Consider the following 22544-nt stretch of genomic DNA (forward strand, 5'->3'; position numbering starts at 1 on the left):
ATGAAAAGATATAAAATTTGTGTGATAAAGGGCGATGGCATCGGTCCCGAGATCGTCGATGAGGCGGTAAAGGTGCTTGACGCAGCGAGTGCGAGATTTGGCTTTACGCTCGAGCTTGACTACAAGCTGATGGGCGGGGCGGCGATAGATGTGTTTGGCGAGCCGCTACCTGATGAGACTTGTCAAAGCGCGCTGAGCTCGGACGCTGTGCTTTTTGGCGCGATAGGCGGTGCTAAATGGGACGACCTACCGCGCGACAAACGCCCGGAAAGTGGGCTTTTGAAGCTACGAAAGAGCCTTGAGGCGTTTGCAAATTTACGCCCTGCCGTGATATATGACGAGCTCATAGACGCTAGTACTTTAAAACCCGAAGTGCTTAGAGATGTCGATATTTTGGTGGTTCGCGAGCTGACTGGCGGGCTTTATTTTGGTCAGCCGCGCGAAAAAAAAGATGATAGCGCCTTTAACACGATGATCTATACGAAAGCCGAGGTCGAGCGCATCGCAAAGGTCGCATTTGAGGCCGCGATGAAGCGTAAAAGGCGCGTTTGCATGGTAGATAAGGCAAATGTGCTAGAGACCAGCCAGCTTTGGCGCGAGGTCGTAAGCGAAGTGGCGAAGGGCTATCCTGACGTAAATTTGGAATTTATGTATGTCGATAATGCCGCAATGCAGCTGGTGCGCGCTCCTAGGCAGTTTGACGTGATCCTAACAGAAAATTTATTTGGCGATATCCTAAGCGATGAGGCTAGCATGGTTTGCGGGTCGATCGGGCTTTTGCCAAGTGCTAGCATAGGCGGCAAAGTAGGCATCTACGAGCCGATACACGGCAGTGCACCGGACATCGCAGGGCAGGGCATCGCAAATCCCATCGCGACGATACTAAGTGCGGCGATGATACTAAGATACGCGTTAAATCAAGAAGAGGCCGCCATGACGATAGAAAATGCCGTGAAAAGAGTGCTCGCAGAAGGGTATAGGACAAAAGACATCGCCTTATTCGGCGCTAAAGAGATATGCACGACCTCGGAAATGGGCGGCATAATAGCAAAATACGTAGAAAAATCATGAAAAATACGATAACAGAAGCCCTTATATACGAGTCTCAAGGCCTAATGGACGATGCGCTCGAGGCTTATAAAAATATCCTGAAGCAAAATCCCTCAAATAAGGACGCGCTCGCAGCCATCCGCCGTCTAAGCGGGCTTCGTAAGGCGCGAAAGATACAAAACGAGCAGATGAAAGACTTTTTCATCGATATGAAGACTCCAGAGGAGATAACCGAATTTAAAAGGTGGTTGATAAGATTATGAAGCTTGATGATATAGCCAAAATGGCGATAGATGAGGTCAGCGCGGAGCTAGAAAAGATAGAGACTATCGCTAAACGCAAGGATGAAGCTCAGCGCGAAAAAGAGCCGCCAGCTAAAGATGTCAGCATAGATGTAAGCGCGCAAAAAGCGCATGAGCCTAGTCAAGGCGCGATACTGATGCAAGATGAGAGCCGCGATATCATAAGCAATGAAGAGATATTTTTGAAAAATTTGCGCGAGCGCATCGAGGTGCTTTTTGAGGGGCTGAATGAAATGCCAAAGGAAAATTTACAAAGCCGCTTGGAGCTCACACTTAAATTTTTAGAATTTACGCTCGCAAATGTCGAAAATAGGCTCGAAAATCTGCCAAAATAGCGACCTTGACGAGGTGTGCCGCCTACTAGCACCTCACACCTCCCGCGCCTACCTAGTTGGTGGCTGTGTGCGCGACGCTTTGCTAGGGCGCGAGATCTACGACTACGACATCGAGATCTATGACATCGACCCGCATAAATTTGACGCGCTTATGCAAAGTATCGGTGCAAATGGTGTTGGCAAAAGCTACTTCATCTACAAATTTAAAAACTTCGACCTTGGACTTCCTCGCAGTGAGAGCAAAACGGGCGAGCGGCACAAAGACTTTGCCGTTAGCTACATAAACGACCCGCGCACAGCGTGTTTGCGACGCGATTTTACCATTAATGCGATGATGATAAATATCTTTGACGGCGAGCTTTTAGACTTTTACGGTGGGCAGGGCGACTTGCGCGGGCAAATTTTACGCCACATCGATGAGGCTAAATTTTGCGAGGACGCGCTACGGGTGCTTCGCGGCGTGCGCTTTAGCGCGAGGCTTAGCTTTGCTATCGCGCCTGAGACGCTAAATCTGATGAAAAAACTCTCACTTAAAAATCTAAGTCGTGAGCGCATAAACGCCGAACTCATCAAATTTTTTAAAGCGCCAAATTTACACATCGGCGCGCGTTATTTATTTGAGCTAGATTTGCTTGGCCGGCTATTTGGCAAGTTTTTGAGTGGCGAATTTAAGGGGCTTTGCATCTTACAACAAGAGTTTGATAAATTTAATACCATGCTGAAAAATGCTCGTAAATTTGTGAGTGATGAGAGATTGTTTATTTATCTGCTTTGCGGATATTTCGGGCTTGATGTGAGAGCAAATTTGGAGCGCTTAAAGTTGCCAAAAAGCTTTTTTATCGTTGAAAAAGAGCCGTTTTTTAAGGACGAGCCAAGTGACTTTGAGCTGATGAAAATCGCACTTAAAAAGCCCCTCAAATTTTGGCTTGGTTGCTACGATGAAAGCCGCATAGATAGGGCAAAGGGGCTTAAAATTTATGATGAGAAATTTAACCCCGACATTAAAATGAATGAAATTTTGACACTTGGACTAAAGGGCGAGCAGATCGGCGCGGAGATAAAAAGACGGCAGGAAGCGGCGATAAGGGAATATTTGGCAAAGACGGATCGGGACTAGCCCGATCTAGATTAAAATTTGTAGTTGTAGCCTAGATAAACGCCTGAATTCGTGTGCTTTATCTTGTCTTTTTCATCGCCTATTTCAAGGTCGAATTTAGTTTTGTCGTATCGCACGCCAAACTCGAGCTCGTTTCTCTCGTCAAAGCTGTAAATCCCGCCCAGTTTGCCACCGATAGTCCAGTCTCTGCCGGTGTCCGAGATAGTGAGGCTGGCATTTGTAGTCGTGGCTTTTACGTCAAGGTCCAGGACGGTGAGGCCGGTATAAATTCCAGCTAAGAATTTGAAATTTCGCGTGATCTCTGGCGTGTAGTCAGCTCCGACTAGGAATTTGTGAGTTTTTCACTTGGCTTCGATCGCGTCTGCTCCGTCTCTTTGACTAGCTTTGCCTTCGCTGCCGTAGATATACTCGCCATAAACTCTAGCCACATCAAAGTCGTAGCCGCCTTTTACGCCAAAGGTCGGGACTGCGTCTTTTATCTTGCCGTCGTCGACTTTTAGCTCGTTGCCGCTCTTGTAGTTGTAGCCGCCGATAACTCCCACAAAAGCGCCTTTTGCTAATGCAGATGAGCAAACTAATGAGCCCAACAAGGCTACCTTGAAACAAATATTTGAAATTTTCATTTCAACTCCTTTTATAAAAATGTTAGACAATTTTACCCCCCCCCCCCCCATAAAAAACGGCTTAAAAACGTTCGCACCATATGCTTGGCTTCGCTTATTTTATTTCCTTGGTTTCGCAAGCAGGACAACTACGCTTTGCGAAGCGCCAATAAAATAGGGCAAATTTAAAATGCTTTATTTAATCCTCATAAAAGCGCAATTTGGCTACAATAAGACCTTACTTACGAGCGAGGGGCGAAACGTGGAAAAATACATCTTAAAAATAAAATGCACAGACGAAAAAGGGCTGATTTACAGGGTCTCCGATATCATTTTTAAGCACCGCTTAAACATCGAAACGAACAACGAATTCGTCGATAAGGACAATAACCGATTTTTCATGCGCGCCGAGCTTAGCGGAGATATAAAAGAGGGTGAATTCTGCGGTATACTAGAGGCTGTCTTACCAAAGGACGCGCAGATAACGTGCCGTAAAAAAGCAAAAAAGGACATCATCGTTTTAGCGACCAAGGAGACGCATTGTCTGGGCGATATGCTCATAAAATTTGACAGCGGCGAGCTAAACGCGAATATCCTAGCCGTCATAGCAAATCATGAAATTTTAAGAAGCCTCGTCGAGCGCTTCGGGTTGCCTTTTCACGTCGTGTCTGCCGAGGGGCTAAGCCGCGAGGAGCACGAGGACGCCGTGCTTACCGTGATGGCGCAGTATAAATTCGACTATGCGATCTTGGCAAAATACATGCGTATCCTATCGCCTAAATTCGTAAATGCCTATCCGCAAAAGATAATCAACATCCATCACTCGTTTTTGCCCGCATTCATCGGGGCAAATCCATACAAACAAGCCTACGAGCGCGGCGTAAAGATCATCGGTGCGACCGCACACTTCGTAAATGACGACCTCGACGAAGGTCCGATCATCGCGCAAGACGTGATCCGCGTCAATCACGAGATGAGCTGGCAAGACATGCAGCGAGCGGGCAGGGCGTGTGAGAAAAATGTTCTATCTCAAGCGCTTGATCTAGCCCTCGAGGATAGGCTTTTCATAAACGGCAACAAAGTGATCGTTTTTTGATGTTTAATATCGTTTTAGTCCATCCTCAGATCCCGCAAAACACCGGCGCGATCGGGCGGATGTGTGTAAATGCAAATTTAAAGCTGCATATCGTAAAGCCCACGATGTTTGACCTCAGTGAGAAAGCTGTAAGGCGCGCCGGACTTGATTATTGGAGGGCGTTAGATCCTATGATCTGGGAAAATTTGGACACGTTTTTAGAGCAAAATTTAAAATTTAAAGAGCGCTTTTTCTTTGCTACGACTAAGACTAATCAGCTTTATTATGACGTTAAATTCGAGGTCGGCGATTTTATATTTTTTGGCGGCGAGAGTACCGGGTTGCCAAAAGAGTTCATGGATATAAATTTCGCCCACGCCGTCACGATACCAATGGGCACGCAGGGCAGGAGTCTAAATTTAGCCATGAGTGCGGGTATCGTCGCATACGAAGCCATAAGGCAAAATATCGATAAATTCGACTTTAGGAGCGCGGTTTGAGAGTATTTTGGCTCATCGTTTTATCGCTCGTTTTCAGCTTTGCCGGCGAGATAAGCATCGCTACGTATAATGTGGAAAATTTATTCGACTGTAAAAACGACGGTAGCGAATACGCAGACTTTAGAGTAGGCAGCTCGAGCTGGGACTGCGCCGCGGCAAATGAAAAGATATCGCGCATAAAAGAGATCATTTTGAGCCTAGACTCCGATATCATCGCACTTGAAGAGATAGAAAATGAGGAAATTTTAAAAGAGCTGGCTAAGGGCACGCAGTATAAATATGTCCTGTTTACCGCTCAAAAAGGCGCTCCGATCGGACTTGGGCTCATCTCAAAGATACGCCCGGTAAAGAGTGAAATCTTCAAAGTGCCAAATGCCAAAACGCGCAATATCTTGAAGGTAAATTTTGAGCTGGAGGGCAAAAATTTCAGCATTTTCGTAAATCACTTCCCGGCCTATAAAAACGGGGAAGCCGAGCAGCAAAAGGCCGAGCGGACGTTGCGTGCGGCTTTGGAAAATGAAAAAAACGCCGTGCTTTTGGGCGATTTTAACACCCCATACGGCTCGCGCTCACTCTTAAACGACATCATCAGGACAAGAAGCTATGTGGATCTATGGGGATTTTTAGAGACCAAAGAGCGCTACTCGCACGCCGTTCATGGCAGGAAAAGCGCGATAGATCACGTTTTGCTCTCGCCGTCGTTTTTTGAAAACGGCGAGCTAAGCTACGTTTTTGAAAGCTTTGAAGTGTTTAAGCCGGCGTTCATGAAGGACGAAAACGGCTACGTCAGGTCGCAAGACGGCGTAAATTTATACTCCGATCATTTCCCGCTACGATTTAAAATTTCGACGCAGCCAAGCGGTCAAAGAAGTGGATTTTTCACTAAAATTTTTGGCTTTAAAGACGAAGTGAACGCAGCCAGTCAGGATGGCAAAAATAGCCCTGCACTTGGTAGCGAATATAAAATTTCAAACATTGACGATATATTTTCAAAGCCTGAAAACTCGCCGTTTTTCCTAAGCCGCGCGGTCGTCATTTATAAAGATAAAAACGGCTTCATACTTGGCGAAGATCACCGAGGTATTTACGTTTTTGACCCGCAAAACGACCTTGAGCTGGGCCAGATGATGGACGTGCTCGTGACAAAAACTAAAATTTACAAAGACGCCCTTGAAGTCGGCGCATACGAGATCAAAAAGATGTATGACGTGGTGCAGCCAGACGCCTTTATGATGAGTGCTAGCATGCTAAAAGAGGCTAGAGACGGCGACGTGATAGATAAAATTTCAGGCGAGCTAAAGGGCGGATACTTGCAGACGCCATACGGGCGCATCCGCGTGTATAGCCCTAAAGGACGCATCTTTGATAGTAAAAACATCGACTTTGAGCGCGTGCGGGTCAAGAGCTACGAAGGGCAAAATCAGCTTTATGTGGAGTGAGAGTTGAAAACAATCGATATCATCATGCTTGTTTTATTTGTGGCTTTTGTCGTATTTATAGTGCGCGGCGTGGTTTTACAAACACAAGAAAGGGATAGGAAAAGAGCTATGAAAAAAGAAAATTTCAATAAAAAGAGTGAGCTATGAAAAAGGATCTATTGATCGAGATAGGAGTCGAGGAGCTTCCCGCGATCCCGTTTTTAAGGGAGCTGCCAAACATCGAGGCAAAGTGGCGAGCCATCCTGACCGAGTATAAGCTAGAAAGCGAGTTTAAATTTTACTACACGCCGCGTCGTTTGGTGTTTTTTCATGAAAATTTTGCCCTCAATCAACCAGACAGCGTGGCTGAATTTGTCGGTGCGCCAAAGCAAGTCGCGCTAAAAGACAGTGCTTTCACTCAAGCCGCGCTTAGCTTTGCTAAAAAATGCGGTATCGATGAGAGCGAGCTGAAATTTAAAGAGATCGGCGGTAAAGAGGTGCTTTACTACGAGAGGCAGCTAAAAGGCGAGGCCAGTGTTAAGCTGCTTGGCGACATGATAGAGAAATTTCTGCTTAGCCTGAATTTTGGCAAATCCATGCGCTGGGGCAGCGGTGAGTTCGAGTTTATCCGCCCGATACGATCGTTTTTGTGTCTGTTTGGCGGCGAGGTCGTGCAATTTAACAAATTTGGCATTGAGAGCGGCAACGGCACCTATCCGCACAGAAGCATCAGCTACGATAAGAGCTTGGTAAATAGCGCCGATGAATATTTTAGCGGTATGAGGGCGCGCGGCATCGTACTTGACGCGAGCGAGCGCAGGAGCATCATTTTAGCGCAGTTTAAAGAGCTCGAAAAAGGCGGCATCGATATCCAGATCGACGAGGACTTGCTAGATGAGGTCGTGGCGATCACAGAGTATCCGACGGCGCTTTTAGGCGAGTTCGAGACTGAATTTTTAGAGGTGCCAAGCGAGGTCATAATCACCTCGATGAAAGAAAATCAGCGCTATTTCCCGGTGTTTAAAAACGGCAAGCTGAGCAACCATTTCGTAGTCGTCAGTAACGCCCTCGCAAAAGACGGCGTACTCATCGTAAAAGGCAACGAAAAGGTGCTTCGCGCGCGCCTTAGCGATGCGATGTTCTTTTGGAGGAGCGATCTAAAGGCGGAATTTAGCCCTGATAAGCTAAAAAATATAACCTATCTAAAGGAGCTTGGCAGCCTTTATGACAAAGAGCTTAGAGAGGCAAAGATAGCTGACGAGCTTGCAAATTTATACGAAAATGAGCTTAAAAACGAGGTGGGAGGGGAATTTAGAGCCAAGCTAAACCGCACGGTGATGCTCGCAAAGGCTGATCTCACGACACAGATGGTATATGAATTTACCGAGCTTCAGGGCGTCATGGGTGCGTATTATGCCCGTGCTAAGGGTGAGGAGGACGTGATAGTCACGGCTATACGCGAGCAATATCTGCCTGACGGCGAGGATGCACCGTGCCCGTCGAGCGTTTTTAGCTCGGTCGTGGCGCTCGCAAATAAACTAGACACGCTGATAGGGCTTTTTAGCGTGGGTAAAATCCCAAGCGGCACGAAAGATCCGTTCGCACTTCGTCGTGCGGCAAACGGCGTCATCAAGATCGTTTTGGCTCATGGCCTAAAATTTGACATATCAAGCGTGCTAAAGGCGCTTTCAACGCAGTATAAGAGCTTTGATATCAGCTTGCTGGAAAATTTCATCCTTGATAGGCTTTATACATTTTTTGATACCAATCCTTCGATAGTAAAGGCTTGCATAAATAGCGGCAAACGCGATATCTTGCAGCTTACAAAGGCGGTAGAGGCGATGAGTGAAATTTCAAGTAAGCCAAATTTCAAAGAGCTATTTTCCACATTTAAGCGCCTGGCAAATATCATAAAAGATGTCGATGTGGGCACAGTCGATGAAAATTTGCTTCAGACAAGCGAGGAGCGCGCACTAAACGAGGGCTTTAAAGCGCTAAAAAACAGTCCCGATCTTCAGGCGCGCCTTAACGAGCTCTTTGGTCTAAAGGGCGAAATAGACGCGTTTTTCGATAATGTCATGATAAACGTAGACGATGAAAAGATCCGTAAAAATCGTATCGCAGTGATCGGTCAAATTTACAAAAGCTTCTTAGAGATAGCCGATATCAAAGAGATAAGTTTGTGAGAGAGGTCAGGGCTCGCCTGACCTTTTGGCTAGAATTTGTAGTTATAGCCTAGATAAAAACCGTGGTTGGTTTCTTTGAAACAAGGCTCGTTTGCCAAGCTTATATAAGCCTTAAAGATGCTGTCAGATCCGCCATGCCTTGCGTATATGGTGCGGAGGTTATTAGCGCGTCGACACCCGTGGTGGCAAATTTAGAGCAGTTAGCGAGATTTATACCGCCTGCAGCGGTGATGACTGGCTGAAATTTAGCGGCATTTTTTAAATCCACGACTTCTCGCAGCTCGTTCACGGCCATTTTATCGCATTGTATCACGTCAGGAGCGAAATTTAGAAGCGTTTTAAAGTCCGCAAGCGTTTCGCACTCTACGATTATCTTTTTTTCTGGGAGCTTAGCCTTAAATTCATCTATCCGCTTACAAAACGCCTCGAAATTTTCATAAACATCGATATGATTTTTGAAAAACAATACGCTATCGCTTAAATTTAGCCTATGTATCGCTCCGCCGCCGGCTAATACGGCTGCTATGCAAAATTCTTTCGCAAAAGGAAAGGTCTTTCTCGTCGTTTGTATCTGGCAGGTGGGATTTACGGCCTTTGCGGCGCGCACCATGGCATTTGTGTATGTTGAAATTTTGCATGAGTATTCGAGTAAAATTTGAATGAGCTTCCAGGCCTTGTGCAAGTCGCCATAACTGCCTCTGGCCTGAAATATCGTCTCTTTCGCGCTAAAATTTTGAGAATTTTCACTTTTGCTGATCGTTTCGCACCCTAGCATGGCGGCTATCCTCGCGGCTATATCGACGTTGCTTAGCACTATGTCATCGCGAGTTGATATGCTAAGCATCGCTTGGTGATTTAGAAATTCGCTCTGAAGCGATGTCGTGAGGTCATCAAAGGGCAGGTCCGATTTTATGTATTCCCAAATTTGCGCGTCACTTATCATTTTTGCTCGTTTTTTAAATTCATTCTGCGTTTTTTACCGCTTTTGGATATGAGATTTTGAAATATCCCGTCGTTGTAAAGTCCGTAATGATAGAGGCTAAAGCCCACCAGCGCCGCACCCGCAGCGATGTGAAGATTTTTGCCGAGGCGACTTTTCATGCTAAAGGCCGTGAGCGTAACGACTCCTAGCGATACGCCCATGCCGATCTTTGCGATATTTCTTTGTGTTTGTAAATTTAAAAGCGAGCCTTTTAGTTTATTTGCCAAATTTTACACCTTTCATTGAATTTAGCAGCAGCCATATCGTCGTACCGTTATGAAGCACGGCTGTCGCGATAGGATTTAGCATACCAAATGTCGCTGCCCCGAGGATCGCCGTGTTTATGCCTACTGTCGAGCGGAAATTTGCCCCGATGAGCTTCATCGTGTTGTTGGCGAGCTCCTTTGCCAGCGCGACGCTCATTATGTCGTCCTTTAAAAGACTGATATCAGCTGTCGCCTTTGCGATGTCAGCGCCCTTGTGCATGCTGATGCCGACATTTGCCTTTGTAAGGCTTGGCGCATCGTTTATGCCATCGCCTATGAAAGCGACATTTTTGCCCTCATTTTTTAGCGTTTCGATGATGTGAGCCTTGTCTGTGGGCAAGCACTCGGCAAAGACCTTGTCAAGGCCCAGCTCTTTTGCGACCTCTTCGGCCTTGCTTTTTATATCGCCGCTTAGCATCACGATCTCTTTTACTCCGAGGCCTCTTAGGCGTGCTACCATATCTTTTGCGTTTTCGCGCATATCGTCTTTCATAGCGATCACGCCTACTAGCTCTTTGTTGTAGCCCACGTAAAGCAGCGTAAGCCCGCTTTTTAGCGAGCTGGCGATCATCTCATCATGCGCGCTGAAGTCGATCATCTCGTCATCCTCTAAAAAGTGTCTGCTGCCGATGACGACCTCTTTGCCGTGCATAAGGGTCTTTACGCCGTGAGCGACGATGAATTCGACCTCGTCGTGATGGATATGGCTAAAACCGCGCTTGTTTGCCGCCTCCACGATAGCCTCTGCGACCGGGTGGAAATAATGCTCCTCGGCGCTTGCTGTCAAATTTAGTATGTCAGCCTCGCTAAATCCCTTTTTAAAAGAGTAAATTTGCACTACGCTCAGGCGTCCGTGTGTCAGCGTGCCGGTTTTGTCAAAGACAAAGGTGTCCGCCATGCTTAGCGCCTCGATCGCCTTTGCGCCTTTTATCAGGATGCCGTTCCTGCCGGCTTTTGAGATGCTTGACTTAAACGCTACCGGCGTGGCGAGCTTCAGCGCGCAGGAGTAATCGGCCTGAAGCACGCTCGCGACGCTGTTCATATCTTTGTTTATAAGATACGAAGCGCCCGCTAGCGAGAGCGTCACCGGCACTAGCTTGTCGGCTAGTTTGGTCGCTTTTAGCCCGACGTTTGATTTTTCATTTAAAGAGCTTTGGATATACTCTTTTATGCGCGCGGTCGCAGTCTCGCTGCCTACGTTTTCAGCCCAAATTTTGATACGACCTTCATCGACGACCGTGCCGCTTATGACGCGGTCGCCTCTTGCTTTTGGCACGGGCTCGGCTTCGCCTGTCATCGAGACTTGATTGACGCTTGCGTTTCCCTCGACGATGTAGCCGTCTATACCGATAGTTTCACCGGCTCCGACTACGACTATATCGCCTTTTTTGACGTTTTGCGTTTTTACTTTATGTAGCGTTTTAGAGCCGTCTTTCTCGCGCTTTTCGATCCAGACCTCTTCGATATTTGGCTTAGCCAGCTCTTTGATGAGATCGTCGCTTCTGTGAGAGGCGCTCTCCTCCATGTATTCGCCGATATTTATCATCAAATTCGTGCTATTTGCCGCGAGATGATCGCCTAGCGCCAGGCTCGTTCCTATCGCCATAGCCTCCAAAACTTTGGAAGTGACGCCTTCGTTTTTAAGCTCTTTTGCTCCCTCTATCAGATTTGGAGCTGCGCTGTAAAGCCCGATCGCCGTTTTGGCCTTGGTGTTTGTGATAAATGGCGTTACAGCAAGCGCTGCACCAGCTTTATAGATATTTACTTTGCTTGGCTGTGATGTATCCTTTGTCTTTTTGGGCATGTCAAAATTTGAGATAAATTCCAAAATTTTATCGAGCCCGGAGTCAAATTCTACGATCACGCTTTTTGCGTATTTGTTTACGCGCACACTTTTAGCACTCGTGCGCTCGGTTATCGTGGCCTCTATGGCGCTCACATCGCTAGTATCGGTTATGTTTTCGCAAATGATGCGAACGCGATTTTTGCTTTGATGAGCGATACGCACGTTATTTTTGTGCTTCAAGCTCTGCTTTGACATCTTCAAATCGCTCTTTTAGCTCTTCTATGCCTGCGTTTATAAGCGCGCCGCCTTTTACGATAGCCTTGAATACGCACTCTTGCGCCTTAGGGTTTGTGAGCACGTAGGCGGCGATGCCGCCGATTAGCAGGCCTTTTACAAAGCCTGCCGCGTTGAAATTTTCAGGCACGAACGGCAGATTTTCAGCCGCATTGTTTATCGCATTGTCGATCGCACTTGGTGCGCTTTGACTAGCGGTTTCGTTTATGTATGGGTTTTGCATTATTTATTCTCCAAATTTATGATTTTTTCGGCTATCAGCAGGCCGCCGACTCCTAGTGAAATTTTAGTGGCGGCACCAAGATACCTGCCTCTTGCGATAGAATTTGACGCGCTTATCGCGATCGCAGTCACAAAGCCGCCGCAAACGCTAAATTTTAAAATTTTCTTAGCGGTTTGTAGCTTGTCTTTGCTAGGATCGTTCGCGTGCTCGTTAAAGCTTATCGCCGCTGCGCTCATGCCTGCGATCAAGGCTCCGCTTAAAAAATGATCGAAAGGAAGCCTCGTATCAGAAAGCGCAAATGCCTTAGTTTGCTGCATATTTTATCCTTACGCTAGCTCAGGAGCCGGCGTACTAGGTGCAGCCGCTTTTTTAGCGCGCGGTTTTCTGGTCTTTTTTGCCGGCTTTTGAGCCTCTTGTTGCGTCTTTTTAGTGGCGCGTCCTTTTTTTGCGGCTGGTTTGCTGGCTACGAATTCCTTGACCTCTTTCGTAGCTTCTTTGCCTTTTTTGTAAATTTTCTCAGCTGTTTCTTTGCCTTTTTCAAGCCCGCAACTTGCGTAATCTTTGATCTTGTCGCGTCTGTTCCAAGCGACGACTGCTAGTGCTCCTGCGGCTATTCCCGCTAAAAATGGTAATGCCATCTTAAATCCTTTCTTGGTTTGTGAGTTATTCATCAGATTTATCCTTTTGTGAAATTTTATCCATCATAGAAATGCCAAGCGCTCCAAGCGCCAGACCGCTGAAAAACGAGAAATTCGGATTATTCAAAATTTTAGCAAGCTGCGCTTTGTCAGCGTTGCCGCTCGCGATACTTTGCAAACCCTCGCTCATCTCGTTAAAGCTTTTTTGATATTCGTTCAAGATATTTTCATATCCGCCTTGAAGTAAATTTTGACCTAAATTTTCTAGATTCGCCTCCTCTTTCGCCTGCGTTTTTTTGTTTAGACAACGGGCTAAATTTTGCTTTAAAGCTGGGATGTATTCGTTATTTGATGTAGCCCAGAGCCTGAAAAACAGATCTTTTAGCTCCTCGTCGTCTAGATCCGAGGTGAAATTTTCATACATTTTATTTAGCTGTATCTCATAGTTTAGCGCGCAAATAAGCGCATCTTCAAAGCTATTTGGCGTCAAAAACGCATTTGGTGCATCAGCGTCATCGAGCTTTAGGCCTTTTGCTTGGGCGTATTTTTTGATAAGCTCGATCGCACCGCTTCTTATAGATGATATCTCGCTAAAAATTTCGCCAAATGCGCTTACGCTCTCATATAAAATTTGTGCGTTTTTTTCGCTTATGTAAGCTGCACTCAAAAGCTCGTCATGCACAACTGACCTCCCTTGCTACGGCGTTGATCTTTTGTGAAATTTGCTCTAAATTTTGTCCGTTCAGCAAGTCCTCCCATAAATTTTTAGGGAAAATTTGATGATCGTATTCGATCGTGACCGAGCCTATTATTTTGTTGAATTTCACGTTTTTTATGCCGTTTATTTTGGCTATCGTATCATCAAGCGTGCCTAAATTCACATTTTGCGAGATCTCTTTTATCTGCGGGCTCACGCGCACTCTTAGTCTGCCGTTCGTGTGAGCTATCACGGTAAAATATGAGGCCACTTGAGCCAGAGTATCGATTTGTATATTCATTTGAGTTCCTTATTTTTTATGCGGTATTATCCGATTATGTAACTTAGATGTAACTTAAAATTTTCTGTCTCTCATTATCAAAATGCTAAAAATTATGATAAATTTTACCCGTTTGTTTTTTGACAGTCTGCGCAGACGCCGTAAAGCACCATCGTGTGCGCTACCGCCTCGAAATTTTTCTCTTTACAGATCAACTCTTGTCTTTGCTCTATGTCCTCGTCGTGAAATTCCACGACCTTGCCGCATTTCTCGCAGATGAGGTGATCGTGATGGGCTTTTAAATTCAGTTCGTATTTTTTTATGCCGCCATCATCGTAGCTGTTGCATAAACGGCATTCGTCTAGGAAATTTAAGAGCGCATATATAGTAGGAAGCGATATGCTTTGAGCGTAAATTTTGCTAAATTCCGTCTGGATGTCTTGGGCGCTAAGGTGCGTCTGCGAGCGATATAAAATGGACAAGATATTTTCTTTTATGTGAGAATTTTTGTGGTTGAATTCGCTCATGAAGCTTGATAAATGCTGATAAAAACGCTCGAAATTTTCCATTGCCGCCCGTTGATAAATTGATAATGAATGTAAAGATTTTACATCTTTGCGGCTTAATGCTCGGTAAAATAAAGGTAAAGCATATTATAAGGTTGTTTTGGTATAGTTTCGCAATTTTTAATATCAAAAGGGAAGATCATGACATACGACGAGCTTGAATTAGACGCCGTTTTGCTTGAGGTCTTGGAAAATCGCGGGAGTTTTGACTCGATGGATGATGAGGAGCTCTACGAACTCATCGAACAAATCGCTCAATATACCGACGGGGATTACGAAGAGGCTTTTGAGTATATGACACAGTTTTCGCCGATCCCAAAGAAGCGATTCGTGTCATTGTTTATGGTTTAGCGCTTGGCTAAACCATATAAAATTTATAGAAAATACTTGTTTATTATCTCGTGAAGTTTTAGCGTGTATTTGTTCATTTTCGGGCTGTTGTTGTAAAGATCCTCGTAGTCATACATCCTTTCGTAGTAGTCGTTTGTTTGTTGCCTGTTGGTGGTGATCCTGCCAAGATCTATACCTACCCCGATAAAAGCGCCGCTTGTTTTAGTCCTATCTACTATAAATGCTGAAATTTCAGGCAGATCGGTCGTTACACCAGAGCCTTCTCCTATGCCGGCGGTAGCTTCTGCGTTTATGCTGATAGTGTCTTTGCCGTTAAAGAGCCTTGCGTAGGCCTGTGAGTTTTTAAACAAAATGATCGTATCCGCAGAGCTTATGCCCGCTTGTGCTCCGATGCCTGCTGCCGTATAGTTTATGAAAACGGGGCTCGACCACTCGCCATCGTCGTTTTTAGCTACGAATATCCCTTCTCCTTTAGCACCGGAGACGACAAATGCGCTCTTCGCTACGTCAGGGATTATCGCGATAGCTTTGATATCTTTAAATTTTTCGTTGCCGTGTAAATTTCGCAAACCGAAAGAATTTAGTATGTTTATCGTATTTTTGACCTTTTGGTTTTGTATGATGTCGGCGTTTGATATACCGCAAAACAAAGAGATCGTGCATAAAAATGCAAAAATTTTTTTCATAAAATGTCCTTTGGAAAATTTCTCGCTATTATACCTTAAATTTTGATTTTTTTTAATATATATTAAGATTTTATTTATGATTTTTTATGCTATTAGATTATAAAATAGCGAAATTTCAATAAGGCTCAACATGCACAATATCATTCTGATCATCGAATACATCGGCATCGCCTCGGCGGCCTTGAGCGGGTTTTTATTTGCCGTTAAAAAAGACTGCGACTGGCTAGGGATCTTCGTATCGTCCTTTTTGACCGCACTTGGCGGAGGTATAACAAGAGACGTGCTCGTCGGCAGGGACGTTTACTCTTTTACGCATTATATGCCGGTCAGCGTCGTTATTTTCATGCTTTTTGCCACGAAGCTTACGAATTTACACATAAATAAAGAAGGTCTTGAGAAAAAATTCGTTTTTATATTCGCCGATGCGATAGATGTGATATGCTTCTCGATAGTCGGAGCTATGGTGGCGACCGAGTATAAATACAACGTCTTTGGCGTCGTCATGGTCGCTTTTTGTAACGGCGTGGGAGGCGGCATTTTAAGAGATATGCTGCTAAATGAAATTCCTTGGTTTTTACGCACCGGACTTTACGGCACGATAAGTATGGGCGTGGGTTTGGTGTATTTTATTTTGCATTATTTTGGGATAGATAATCTATTTTTTATCTTGGTTTTGCTGGCGCTTGGGATATTGACAAGGATGCTGGCATTTTATAAGGGCTGGAAGCTGCCTGATCTGTAAGGAGTGAAAATGTATCTGATGAATACCTATGCTAGAGCCGATGTGGGCTTTAAATTTGGCCGCGGTGCGACGCTATTTGACGAGAGAGGGCGAGATTATATCGATTTTGCAGCGGGTATCGGCGTAAATGCCCTTGGATACGCAAATAAAAAGATAATCTCCGCCGTCACAAAGCAGGCGCAAAATCTGCTGCATACCTCAAACATCTACCATATAAAGCCGCAAGAGAAGCTGGCCAAAGAAATTTCAAAGCAGCTTGGCTACAAAACTTATGCCTTTTTTTGTAACTCGGGAGCCGAAGCTAACGAATGCGCGATAAAGCTCGCCAGGAAATACGGCGCGCGAAATTTCAAAGAGAAAAAATACGAGATCATATCCCTTGGCAGCTCCTTTCACGGCCGCACTCTAGCGACATTGCAAGCGACCGGGCAGGATAAATTTCACCCTGAGATCTTCGCTCCTTATATGGATGGGTTTAAATTTTTTGACACGATCGAGGAGGCTACCAAAAACATAAGCGATAAAACAGTCGGCGTGATGATAGAGCTCGTGCAAGGCGAAGGCGGTATAAAGGCGTTTGAAAAAGAGGCGGTGAAAAAGCTGGCTAAAACGCTCAAAGAACGCAAGTTGCTTCTCATCACGGACGAGGTGCAGTGCGGAGTTTATCGCACGGGCGAGTTCGTCACGAGTAAAATTTACGGTATAAAGCCTGATGTCATCACCTTTGCAAAGGCTCTTGGCGGAGGCGTGGGCATCGGCGCTTGCGCGAGCAGGAAAAATGTGTTTGAGCCCGGTGATCACGGCTCGACCTTTGGAGGCAACTTCCTAGCTACCGCAAGCGGACTTGCCACTTTAAAAGAGCTAAAAAGGCTCAAAAAAGAGGGCAAACTAGATGAAATTTCGGCAAAATTTAATGAGCATTTAGACGAGCTCGTCAAAAAATTCCCTAAAATTTTCGTCAAAAAGCAAGGCATAGGCATGATGCTGGGGCTTGTTTTACAAGACGGCGTCGATCTGGCAAAGATTATCCGTCTAGCCCTGAAAAATCGCGTGCTCGTGCTTCGCTCCGGTACTAAAACGCTTAGGTTTTTGCCACCTCTAAACATCAGTAAAAAAGAGATGAAAGAGGGCTTTAGCAGGCTAGCCAAGGCGCTTGGCGAGTATGAAATTTAGCGAATTTTTTGAAATTTGGCTTCACGAGAGATACTATAAAAACGGCGCAAATATCGGTAAAAAGGGCGACTTCTACACGAGCGTCAGCGTGGGCTGGCTCTTTGGCGCAGCTCATGCAAACTATTTTTTAAAATGCCTCGATGCAAACGAACTTAGCGCCAAATGCAGCATCGTCGAGATCGGCGCAAACAGTGGCGATATGCTCGCTGATTTCGTCCAAGGCGTCTTCACTCTGCGGCCCGAGATATTGGGCGAGCTAAATTTCGCGATCGTCGAACCGCATGAAATTTTACGTGAAATTCAGCTTCAAACCTTTAAAGCTCGCTTTGGCGATGAAGTGAAGCTTACACATTTTAAAAATTTGGACGAATGCGCGCTTGATGAGGCTTTTATCATCTCAAACGAGCTGTTTGATAGCTTTGCTTGCGAGGTGATAGAGGGTGAAAATATGCTTTTCATCAATGAAAATCATAAGCCGTTTTGGAGCGGGGCGGATGATGAAATTTTAAAAATTTGCACTGGATTAGGGCTTGAAAAAGGTGAGATTTGCCTGAAATTTACAGACTTTGCCAGGCAAATTTCAAGAGCCTTTAAGCGAGTGAAATTTTTAAGCTTCGACTACGGAGAGTGGGGCGTAAAAGACGATTTTAGCCTCAGGCTTTACAAAAATCATCAGGTCTTTAACTTTTTTGAAATTTCGGATTTAAGCGAATATTTTGGCGTTAGCGATATGACTTATGATGTGGATTTCTCGCATCTATCGAGCGCTTTTGAGAGCGCGGGGTTTAAAACTGCTAAATTTAAGAGGCAAAATTTAGCTCTCGTGCAGGATTTTAGGATTGATGAAATTTTAGCCTTGACACTTGAAATAGGCGGTGAAAAAGCCTATCAAAATGCCGCAAAACAGATGAAATTTCTTAGTGCGGCTGAGTTTTTAGGCGAGCGCTTTAAATTTATAGAATTTACTAAATTTTAACCCCTCGCGATGCTTGCAAATTTCGCTTCGCATGCAGTTGCCAGATCAAGAGGTGCCAGTCTTAACTGCTTGCCACGGACTCCTGCGCTCACATAGACAAAACCAAGCTCACGCGCTCGCTCGTCTATGAAAGTAGGATACGCCTTTTTCATCGCGAGCGGAGAGCAGCCGCCGCGAATGTAGCCGGTGATCTTTTCAAGATCGCGTAGATTTATGAGTTCGCAGCGTTTGACGCCGGCAGCGTGAGCCAGGGCCTTTAGATCAAGCTCTAAGTCTCCTTGCAAGCATGCGACGATAAAATTTTTAGGCTCGCATACACAAACGATGGTTTTGTAGATGTTTTTGATGTCTTGGTGCGTGCTCATAGCCACATGGATGGCGGATAGATCGTTCTCGTCGGCTTCGTATTCTACCAGCTCGTATGGCGTATTTAGCTTGTCTAGCAGCCTCGCCGCGTTTGTTTTATGTATCATGCTTTCTAAATTCCTTAAAATTTTTGTATAATTATAGCCAAACTCAAAGGAGAATCAATGGCAGACGAAATAGAAGAGAAGCAGACTAAAAAAGGCGGCAGTAGCGTATTGATAATCATCATAGTAGCGATGCTCGTTTTATTGCTCGTTGTGGGCGGCCTCGTAGCGTTCTTGCTACTTGGCAATGACGAATCGCATGATGCAAGCATGGCGCAACCTCAAGCTCAAACGCAGCAAAGCACATCAACCAAGAGCGCCAAACCGGCCTCCAAACGCAATAACGACTACGCAAACATGGGTCCTATATATCCGCTAGATCAGTTTATAGTAAATCTTCTTAGTGAAAATGGCTCACGCTTTTTGAAAACCAAAATCGACCTGGAGCAAAGTGATGAGCTTTTGACACCGGAGCTTGATAAGAAAAAGGCGCTACTACGCGACATCATAATCCGCACGTTATCGTCTAAAACCTATGAAGAAGTCAGCACGGCAAAAGGTAAAGACCGCCTAAAAGACGAGATAGTAGGTAAATTAAACGAGGTTTTGAGTGACGGATACATCAAAAATATCTATTTTACCGACTTCGTGGTGCAATGATCGGTATCGACATCGTCAGCATAGGTAGAATTTCAAGGCTTAAAGAGCGTCACGGAGAGCTTTTTTTGAGACGCTTTTTAAGCGAAGACGAGTTGGCGCTTGCTAAAAGCGACGCCAGTATCGCCGGGCTCTGGGCGGCGAAAGAGGCCGCCAGTAAAGCGCTTGGTGTTGGTATCGGCGCTGAGTGCAGCTTTTTTGACATCATCATCGAAAAATCACCAAAAAACGCTCCGATTTTAAAATTCTCTCCTAAAATTTACGAAAATTTCAATATAAAAGAGGCCGCACTTAGCATAAGTCACGATGCAGGCTTTGCTATCGCCGTGGCGATTGTATCTTAATATTTACATCCACTCGAGTACTTGGACTATGTCTTTTGCATAAAAGCATTTTAACCCTTGCGTATCGAGCGGTTTGTTTGGGATTATGGCGTTTTTAAATTTTTGTGTTTTTGCCTCTTTTAGGCGCTGATCGAGATTAAAGACCTCTCTTATCTCACCGTTTAGACTAAGCTCGCCGATAAATACACTATCTTTGCTTATAGGGCGGTTTTTGAAGCTGCTGATTATCGCGGCGACTACGGCTAGATCGGCCGCCGTTTCGCCTACTTTCACGCCGCCCGAGATATTTACAAATACATCGTAATGTCCAAGTGGTAGCTCTACTTTACGCTCGAGCAGGGCTAGAAGCATATCGAGGCGATTTCGCTCGTAGCCCGTGCAGCTTCGTTTAGGATATGCACTCTCGCAGACTAGGGCTTGCACCTCGACGCTAAGCGCGCGCGAGCCTTCCATTATGACCGTTATCGCGCTACCGCTCATCGCGCTACCTCTGGTAAAAAATTTGCTTGAAATTTCGCTTGCGCTGACCAGTCCTTTGGCACTCATTTCAAAGATACCGACCTCGCTCGTAGAGCCGAAGCGATTTTTAAACCCTCTTAGCATCCTAAGCTCACGACTGGCGTCACCCTCGAAATAAAGCACCACATCGACCATATGCTCGAGCACTCTAGGGCCGGCTATCGAGCCCTCTTTAGTGATGTGCCCGATGATGAATATGCAGATATTTTTGTCTTTTGCAAGGCGCATGAGCTCGAAAGTTATCTCGCGAACCTGCGAAATAGAGCCCGGAGCCGAGCTCACTTCCTCGCTGTAAAGGGTCTGGATCGAGTCGATGACTAAAATTTTGTAGTCGTTTTTTTGAATTTCAGCGGTGATGTTTTCGAGGCAAATTTCGGTCAAAAGATAGAGTCTTTCATCTATCGCTTCTAGTCTTTGTGCGCGCATTTTTATCTGGCTGGCACTCTCTTCGCCACTGACGTAGAGAGTTTTTTTACCGTCTTTGGCTAAATTTGAGGCGATTTTTAAAAGCAGGGTCGATTTGCCGATACCCGGGCTGCCGCCGATGAGTACGAGCGAGCCCTCGACCACTCCGCCGCCAAGTACCAGGTCAAGCTCGCTGTCCTTGGTGCTGAAGCGATTGATATTTTCTATCTGCACCTCGTTTATACTCACGGCTTTGCTTGGCGATGTTGAAATTTTAGCCATCTCTTTTACAGCTTTTATTTGCTCGCCGTTTAGCTCTACAAAGCTATCCCAAGCCCCGCATTGAGGACATTTACCTAGCCATTTGCTTTGTTGGTTGCCGCATGCTTGACATTCGAAAATTATTTTAGATTTTGCCACTACTTACTCTTTTTAAAATTTTGAGGCTAGCTTTATATCAATCAAATATCGTATCCATAAGGCTATCTAGGAATTCATCAGGATCAAATTTGACCAGATCCTCCATCTTTTCGCCGACACCGATATAGAGTATCGGCAGCTCCAGCTCGCGAGCCACGCCAAATAGCGCTCCGCCCTTTGCCGTGCCGTCTAGCTTGGTGATGATGACTCCGTCAAGCTCGACGATCTCGTTAAACGCTTTTGCCTGAGCGACGCCGGCGTTGCCCTGAGTGCCGTCAAGGATCAAAATTTTACGGTGAGGCGCACGCTCGTAGGCCTTTTGACTGATACGGACGATCTTGCTCAGTTCGTTTGCTAAATTAGTTTGATTTTGCAGGCGTCCGGCAGTATCTAGTATGACACGGTCGATGTTTTTTGCGACTGCCGAGCTTATCGTATCAAAAGCGACCGCCGAAGGATCATGTCCTTGCTGGGTGGCGACGATAGGCACGTTTAGACGTAGCGACCATTGACGAAGCTGCTCGATAGCCCCCGCGCGAAAAGTATCGCAAGCGCCTAGGATCACGCTTTTGCCGGCATTTTTATATAAATTTGCCAGCTTTGCGATAGTCGTGGTCTTGCCCGCTCCGTTCACGCCAAGTATGAGATCGACAAAGGGCTTATCGGGCTCTATTTTGCGCTCTTTTTCGTAAATAAAATAGCTACTCATCACACGGCGCAGATCCTCGCGTCTGACATCGTTTTGAGGCGGCAGATAGTAGATTATCTCCTCTACTATCTCGTAAGTGACGTCGGCTTCGAGTAAAATTTCCTCTAAATTTTCTTTTGTTATCTTTTTTGAGGTTTTGGCTGATAGTATCGCGCCAAAGGTCTTTTCAAAGCCTTTTTTTAAAAAATTCATCATTATTTTATCGCTTTTAAAATATCGTTTTCCAGCATCTCTTCCGGCACTAAACCGGTGTAATGTATCGCATAATCACCGTTTGGCTTATAAAGAGCCGACGAAGGCAACCCTATGATGCCGCCTACCGCCTTTTCTAGTAAGAAGTTGCCCTCTCCGACAGCGACATCGTATTTTATATTATATTTTTTCGCAAAATCCTTCACCTCTTGTTCGTTTTTCTCCTCTAGCAACACGCCGATTATATTTAGCTCCTCTTTAAATTTCTCGCTGAGGTTGTTTAGATGTGGGATCTCCGCTCTGCACGGTGGACACCATGTAGCGAAAAACACGAAAAGAGTGGCTTTGTCGTTGTCCTTTATATCAAAGCCGTCCTTACGTTTTTGCAAATTTATTGTTTTGCCATTTAGTAAATTTAGATGCAAATCAACCACGGGCTCGGATTTGGCGCTATTTTGGCTTGAATTTACGTCCGTTTTGTTTGCTTCTATTTGCGCGTTGCTTGATGTTTGTCCGTTTTTTTTATCGTCCCCGCCGCATCCAAAGAGCAAAAACGCACACGATAATGCTATAATGGTATTTTTAAAATTCATAAATTTCCTTTGTTTTTTTAATAAAGCTCGGGAATTATACAAAAAAGACA

The 22544-nt window shown here is 45.3% G+C and carries 31 protein-coding genes; 16 read left to right on the forward strand and 15 right to left on the reverse strand.

What is annotated here, in order from left to right; translation table 11 throughout:
• From leuB to CCVT_RS09910, 5 genes are read left to right on the forward strand one after another with little or no spacing between them, the layout of a single operon-like run.
• Window positions 1-1071 carry a 3-isopropylmalate dehydrogenase gene (gene leuB, locus CCVT_RS03950; RefSeq protein WP_018136629.1) on the forward strand — a complete coding sequence of 357 codons (1071 nt, stop codon included), beginning with the start codon at window positions 1-3 and terminating at the stop codon, window positions 1069-1071.
• On the forward strand, window positions 1068-1313 hold the full coding sequence (locus CCVT_RS03955) for a tetratricopeptide repeat protein (protein WP_009650329.1): 246 nt from the start codon (window positions 1068-1070) through the stop codon (window positions 1311-1313). The genes leuB and CCVT_RS03955 overlap by 4 nt, the downstream gene beginning before the upstream one ends.
• Entirely contained in the window at window positions 1310-1687 is a 378-nt protein-coding gene (locus tag CCVT_RS03960) for a CiaD-like domain-containing protein (RefSeq protein WP_018136628.1), read from the forward strand. Before CCVT_RS03955 ends, CCVT_RS03960 begins: the two co-directional genes overlap by 4 nt.
• Window positions 1653-2804 carry a tRNA nucleotidyltransferase/poly(A) polymerase family protein gene (locus CCVT_RS03965; protein WP_018136627.1) on the forward strand — a complete coding sequence of 384 codons (1152 nt, stop codon included), beginning with the start codon at window positions 1653-1655 and terminating at the stop codon, window positions 2802-2804. The genes CCVT_RS03960 and CCVT_RS03965 overlap by 35 nt, the downstream gene beginning before the upstream one ends.
• A 53-nt stretch (window positions 2805-2857) precedes the next feature.
• Window positions 2858-3082 (forward strand): hypothetical protein, encoded by a 225-nt coding sequence (locus CCVT_RS09910; protein WP_018136626.1) that lies wholly within the window; start codon window positions 2858-2860, stop codon window positions 3080-3082.
• A 63-nt stretch (window positions 3083-3145) separates the two neighbouring features.
• Here CCVT_RS09910 and CCVT_RS09915 read toward each other — a convergent pair whose 3' ends face one another.
• Complete coding sequence (locus CCVT_RS09915) at window positions 3146-3427, reverse strand: hypothetical protein (protein WP_018136625.1); 282 nt, start codon at window positions 3425-3427, stop codon at window positions 3146-3148.
• A gap of 241 nt (window positions 3428-3668) precedes the next feature.
• On the opposite strand from CCVT_RS09915, the gene purU reads away from it, so the two are divergent.
• From purU to glyS, 5 genes are read left to right on the forward strand one after another with little or no spacing between them, the layout of a single operon-like run.
• The gene (gene purU, locus CCVT_RS03975; RefSeq protein ID WP_026175477.1) at window positions 3669-4502 is read left to right on the forward strand and encodes a formyltetrahydrofolate deformylase; all 834 of its coding nucleotides are present in this window, start codon (window positions 3669-3671) and stop codon (window positions 4500-4502) included.
• The gene (locus CCVT_RS03980) at window positions 4502-4981 is read left to right on the forward strand and encodes a tRNA (cytidine(34)-2'-O)-methyltransferase (RefSeq protein ID WP_018136623.1); all 480 of its coding nucleotides are present in this window, start codon (window positions 4502-4504) and stop codon (window positions 4979-4981) included. Before purU ends, CCVT_RS03980 begins: the two co-directional genes overlap by 1 nt.
• The gene (locus CCVT_RS03985) at window positions 4978-6420 is read left to right on the forward strand and encodes an endonuclease/exonuclease/phosphatase family protein (RefSeq protein WP_018136622.1); all 1443 of its coding nucleotides are present in this window, start codon (window positions 4978-4980) and stop codon (window positions 6418-6420) included. The genes CCVT_RS03980 and CCVT_RS03985 overlap by 4 nt, the downstream gene beginning before the upstream one ends.
• Before the next feature lie 3 nt (window positions 6421-6423).
• Window positions 6424-6567: a hypothetical protein gene (locus CCVT_RS03990; RefSeq protein ID WP_018136621.1), complete on the forward strand. Its 144-nt coding sequence runs from the start codon at window positions 6424-6426 to the stop codon at window positions 6565-6567.
• Complete coding sequence (gene glyS, locus CCVT_RS03995) at window positions 6564-8585, forward strand: glycine--tRNA ligase subunit beta (RefSeq protein ID WP_018136620.1); 2022 nt, start codon at window positions 6564-6566, stop codon at window positions 8583-8585. The genes CCVT_RS03990 and glyS overlap by 4 nt, the downstream gene beginning before the upstream one ends.
• A 100-nt stretch (window positions 8586-8685) precedes the next feature.
• Here the strand turns inward: glyS and modD are convergent, their stop codons facing one another.
• The 9 genes from modD to CCVT_RS04040 all read right to left on the reverse strand — a co-directional run bounded on the left by modD (window position 8686) and on the right by CCVT_RS04040 (window position 14320).
• The gene (modD, locus tag CCVT_RS04000) at window positions 8686-9528 is read right to left on the reverse strand and encodes a ModD protein (protein ID WP_018136619.1); all 843 of its coding nucleotides are present in this window, start codon (window positions 9526-9528) and stop codon (window positions 8686-8688) included.
• The gene (locus CCVT_RS04005; RefSeq protein WP_018136618.1) at window positions 9525-9794 is read right to left on the reverse strand and encodes a hypothetical protein; all 270 of its coding nucleotides are present in this window, start codon (window positions 9792-9794) and stop codon (window positions 9525-9527) included. Before CCVT_RS04005 ends, modD begins: the two co-directional genes overlap by 4 nt.
• Window positions 9784-11859: a heavy metal translocating P-type ATPase gene (locus tag CCVT_RS04010; RefSeq protein WP_018136617.1), complete on the reverse strand. Its 2076-nt coding sequence runs from the start codon at window positions 11857-11859 to the stop codon at window positions 9784-9786. Before CCVT_RS04010 ends, CCVT_RS04005 begins: the two co-directional genes overlap by 11 nt.
• Entirely contained in the window at window positions 11843-12136 is a 294-nt protein-coding gene (locus CCVT_RS04015) for a hypothetical protein (protein ID WP_018136616.1), read from the reverse strand. The genes CCVT_RS04010 and CCVT_RS04015 overlap by 17 nt, the downstream gene beginning before the upstream one ends.
• Window positions 12136-12453, reverse strand: a complete 318-nt coding sequence (locus CCVT_RS04020) for a hypothetical protein (protein ID WP_009651529.1) — start codon at window positions 12451-12453, stop codon at window positions 12136-12138. The genes CCVT_RS04015 and CCVT_RS04020 overlap by 1 nt, the downstream gene beginning before the upstream one ends.
• 9 nt (window positions 12454-12462) lie before the next feature.
• A complete protein-coding gene (locus CCVT_RS04025) occupies window positions 12463-12807 on the reverse strand; it encodes a hypothetical protein (RefSeq protein ID WP_018136615.1) in 345 nt (114 codons plus the stop codon).
• Entirely contained in the window at window positions 12800-13456 is a 657-nt protein-coding gene (locus tag CCVT_RS04030; protein ID WP_018136614.1) for a ferritin-like domain-containing protein, read from the reverse strand. The genes CCVT_RS04025 and CCVT_RS04030 overlap by 8 nt, the downstream gene beginning before the upstream one ends.
• Complete coding sequence (locus CCVT_RS04035; protein WP_009651530.1) at window positions 13449-13772, reverse strand: HMA2 domain-containing protein; 324 nt, start codon at window positions 13770-13772, stop codon at window positions 13449-13451. Before CCVT_RS04035 ends, CCVT_RS04030 begins: the two co-directional genes overlap by 8 nt.
• Window positions 13773-13876: 104 nt before the next feature.
• A complete protein-coding gene (locus CCVT_RS04040; protein ID WP_018136613.1) occupies window positions 13877-14320 on the reverse strand; it encodes a Fur family transcriptional regulator in 444 nt (147 codons plus the stop codon).
• 138 nt (window positions 14321-14458) lie between these two features.
• Here CCVT_RS04040 and CCVT_RS04045 point away from each other — a divergent pair, with 138 nt between their 5' ends.
• On the forward strand, window positions 14459-14668 hold the full coding sequence (locus tag CCVT_RS04045) for a hypothetical protein (protein ID WP_009651509.1): 210 nt from the start codon (window positions 14459-14461) through the stop codon (window positions 14666-14668).
• A 23-nt stretch (window positions 14669-14691) separates the two neighbouring features.
• Here the strand turns inward: CCVT_RS04045 and CCVT_RS04050 are convergent, their stop codons facing one another.
• Entirely contained in the window at window positions 14692-15354 is a 663-nt protein-coding gene (locus CCVT_RS04050; RefSeq protein WP_018136612.1) for a lipid-binding SYLF domain-containing protein, read from the reverse strand.
• Between the two features lie 130 nt (window positions 15355-15484).
• On the opposite strand from CCVT_RS04050, the gene CCVT_RS04055 reads away from it, so the two are divergent.
• Genes CCVT_RS04055 through CCVT_RS04065 form a run of 3 tightly spaced genes read left to right on the forward strand, consistent with a single transcriptional unit; the run spans window position 15485 to window position 18245 of the window.
• Window positions 15485-16096, forward strand: a complete 612-nt coding sequence (locus CCVT_RS04055) for a trimeric intracellular cation channel family protein (RefSeq protein WP_018136611.1) — start codon at window positions 15485-15487, stop codon at window positions 16094-16096.
• Window positions 16097-16105: 9 nt separating this feature from the next.
• On the forward strand, window positions 16106-17269 hold the full coding sequence (locus tag CCVT_RS04060; RefSeq protein WP_018136610.1) for an aspartate aminotransferase family protein: 1164 nt from the start codon (window positions 16106-16108) through the stop codon (window positions 17267-17269).
• The gene (locus tag CCVT_RS04065; protein WP_018136609.1) at window positions 17259-18245 is read left to right on the forward strand and encodes an SAM-dependent methyltransferase; all 987 of its coding nucleotides are present in this window, start codon (window positions 17259-17261) and stop codon (window positions 18243-18245) included. Before CCVT_RS04060 ends, CCVT_RS04065 begins: the two co-directional genes overlap by 11 nt.
• Here the strand turns inward: CCVT_RS04065 and ybaK are convergent.
• On the reverse strand, window positions 18242-18718 hold the full coding sequence (ybaK, locus tag CCVT_RS04070) for a Cys-tRNA(Pro) deacylase (RefSeq protein ID WP_018136608.1): 477 nt from the start codon (window positions 18716-18718) through the stop codon (window positions 18242-18244). The two genes, CCVT_RS04065 and ybaK, sit on opposite strands and share 4 nt — an antisense overlap.
• Before the next feature lie 57 nt (window positions 18719-18775).
• On the opposite strand from ybaK, the gene fliL reads away from it, so the two are divergent.
• Both fliL and acpS read left to right on the forward strand, forming a co-directional pair.
• Window positions 18776-19315, forward strand: a complete 540-nt coding sequence (fliL, locus tag CCVT_RS04075; protein ID WP_018136607.1) for a flagellar basal body-associated protein FliL — start codon at window positions 18776-18778, stop codon at window positions 19313-19315.
• A complete protein-coding gene (gene acpS, locus CCVT_RS04080) occupies window positions 19312-19656 on the forward strand; it encodes a holo-ACP synthase (RefSeq protein WP_018136606.1) in 345 nt (114 codons plus the stop codon). Before fliL ends, acpS begins: the two co-directional genes overlap by 4 nt.
• Before the next feature lie 3 nt (window positions 19657-19659).
• Here acpS and radA read toward each other — a convergent pair whose 3' ends face one another.
• Genes radA through CCVT_RS04095 form a run of 3 tightly spaced genes read right to left on the reverse strand, consistent with a single transcriptional unit; the run spans window position 19660 to window position 22494 of the window.
• A complete protein-coding gene (gene radA, locus CCVT_RS04085; protein ID WP_018136605.1) occupies window positions 19660-21000 on the reverse strand; it encodes a DNA repair protein RadA in 1341 nt (446 codons plus the stop codon).
• Between the two features lie 37 nt (window positions 21001-21037).
• The gene (ftsY, locus tag CCVT_RS04090) at window positions 21038-21904 is read right to left on the reverse strand and encodes a signal recognition particle-docking protein FtsY (protein ID WP_018136604.1); all 867 of its coding nucleotides are present in this window, start codon (window positions 21902-21904) and stop codon (window positions 21038-21040) included.
• The gene (locus CCVT_RS04095) at window positions 21904-22494 is read right to left on the reverse strand and encodes a TlpA family protein disulfide reductase (RefSeq protein ID WP_018136603.1); all 591 of its coding nucleotides are present in this window, start codon (window positions 22492-22494) and stop codon (window positions 21904-21906) included. Before CCVT_RS04095 ends, ftsY begins: the two co-directional genes overlap by 1 nt.
• Window positions 22495-22544: the final 50 nt, after the last annotated feature.

Source organism: Campylobacter curvus (genome assembly GCF_013372125.1).
Classification (GTDB): domain Bacteria; phylum Campylobacterota; class Campylobacteria; order Campylobacterales; family Campylobacteraceae; genus Campylobacter_A; species Campylobacter_A curvus.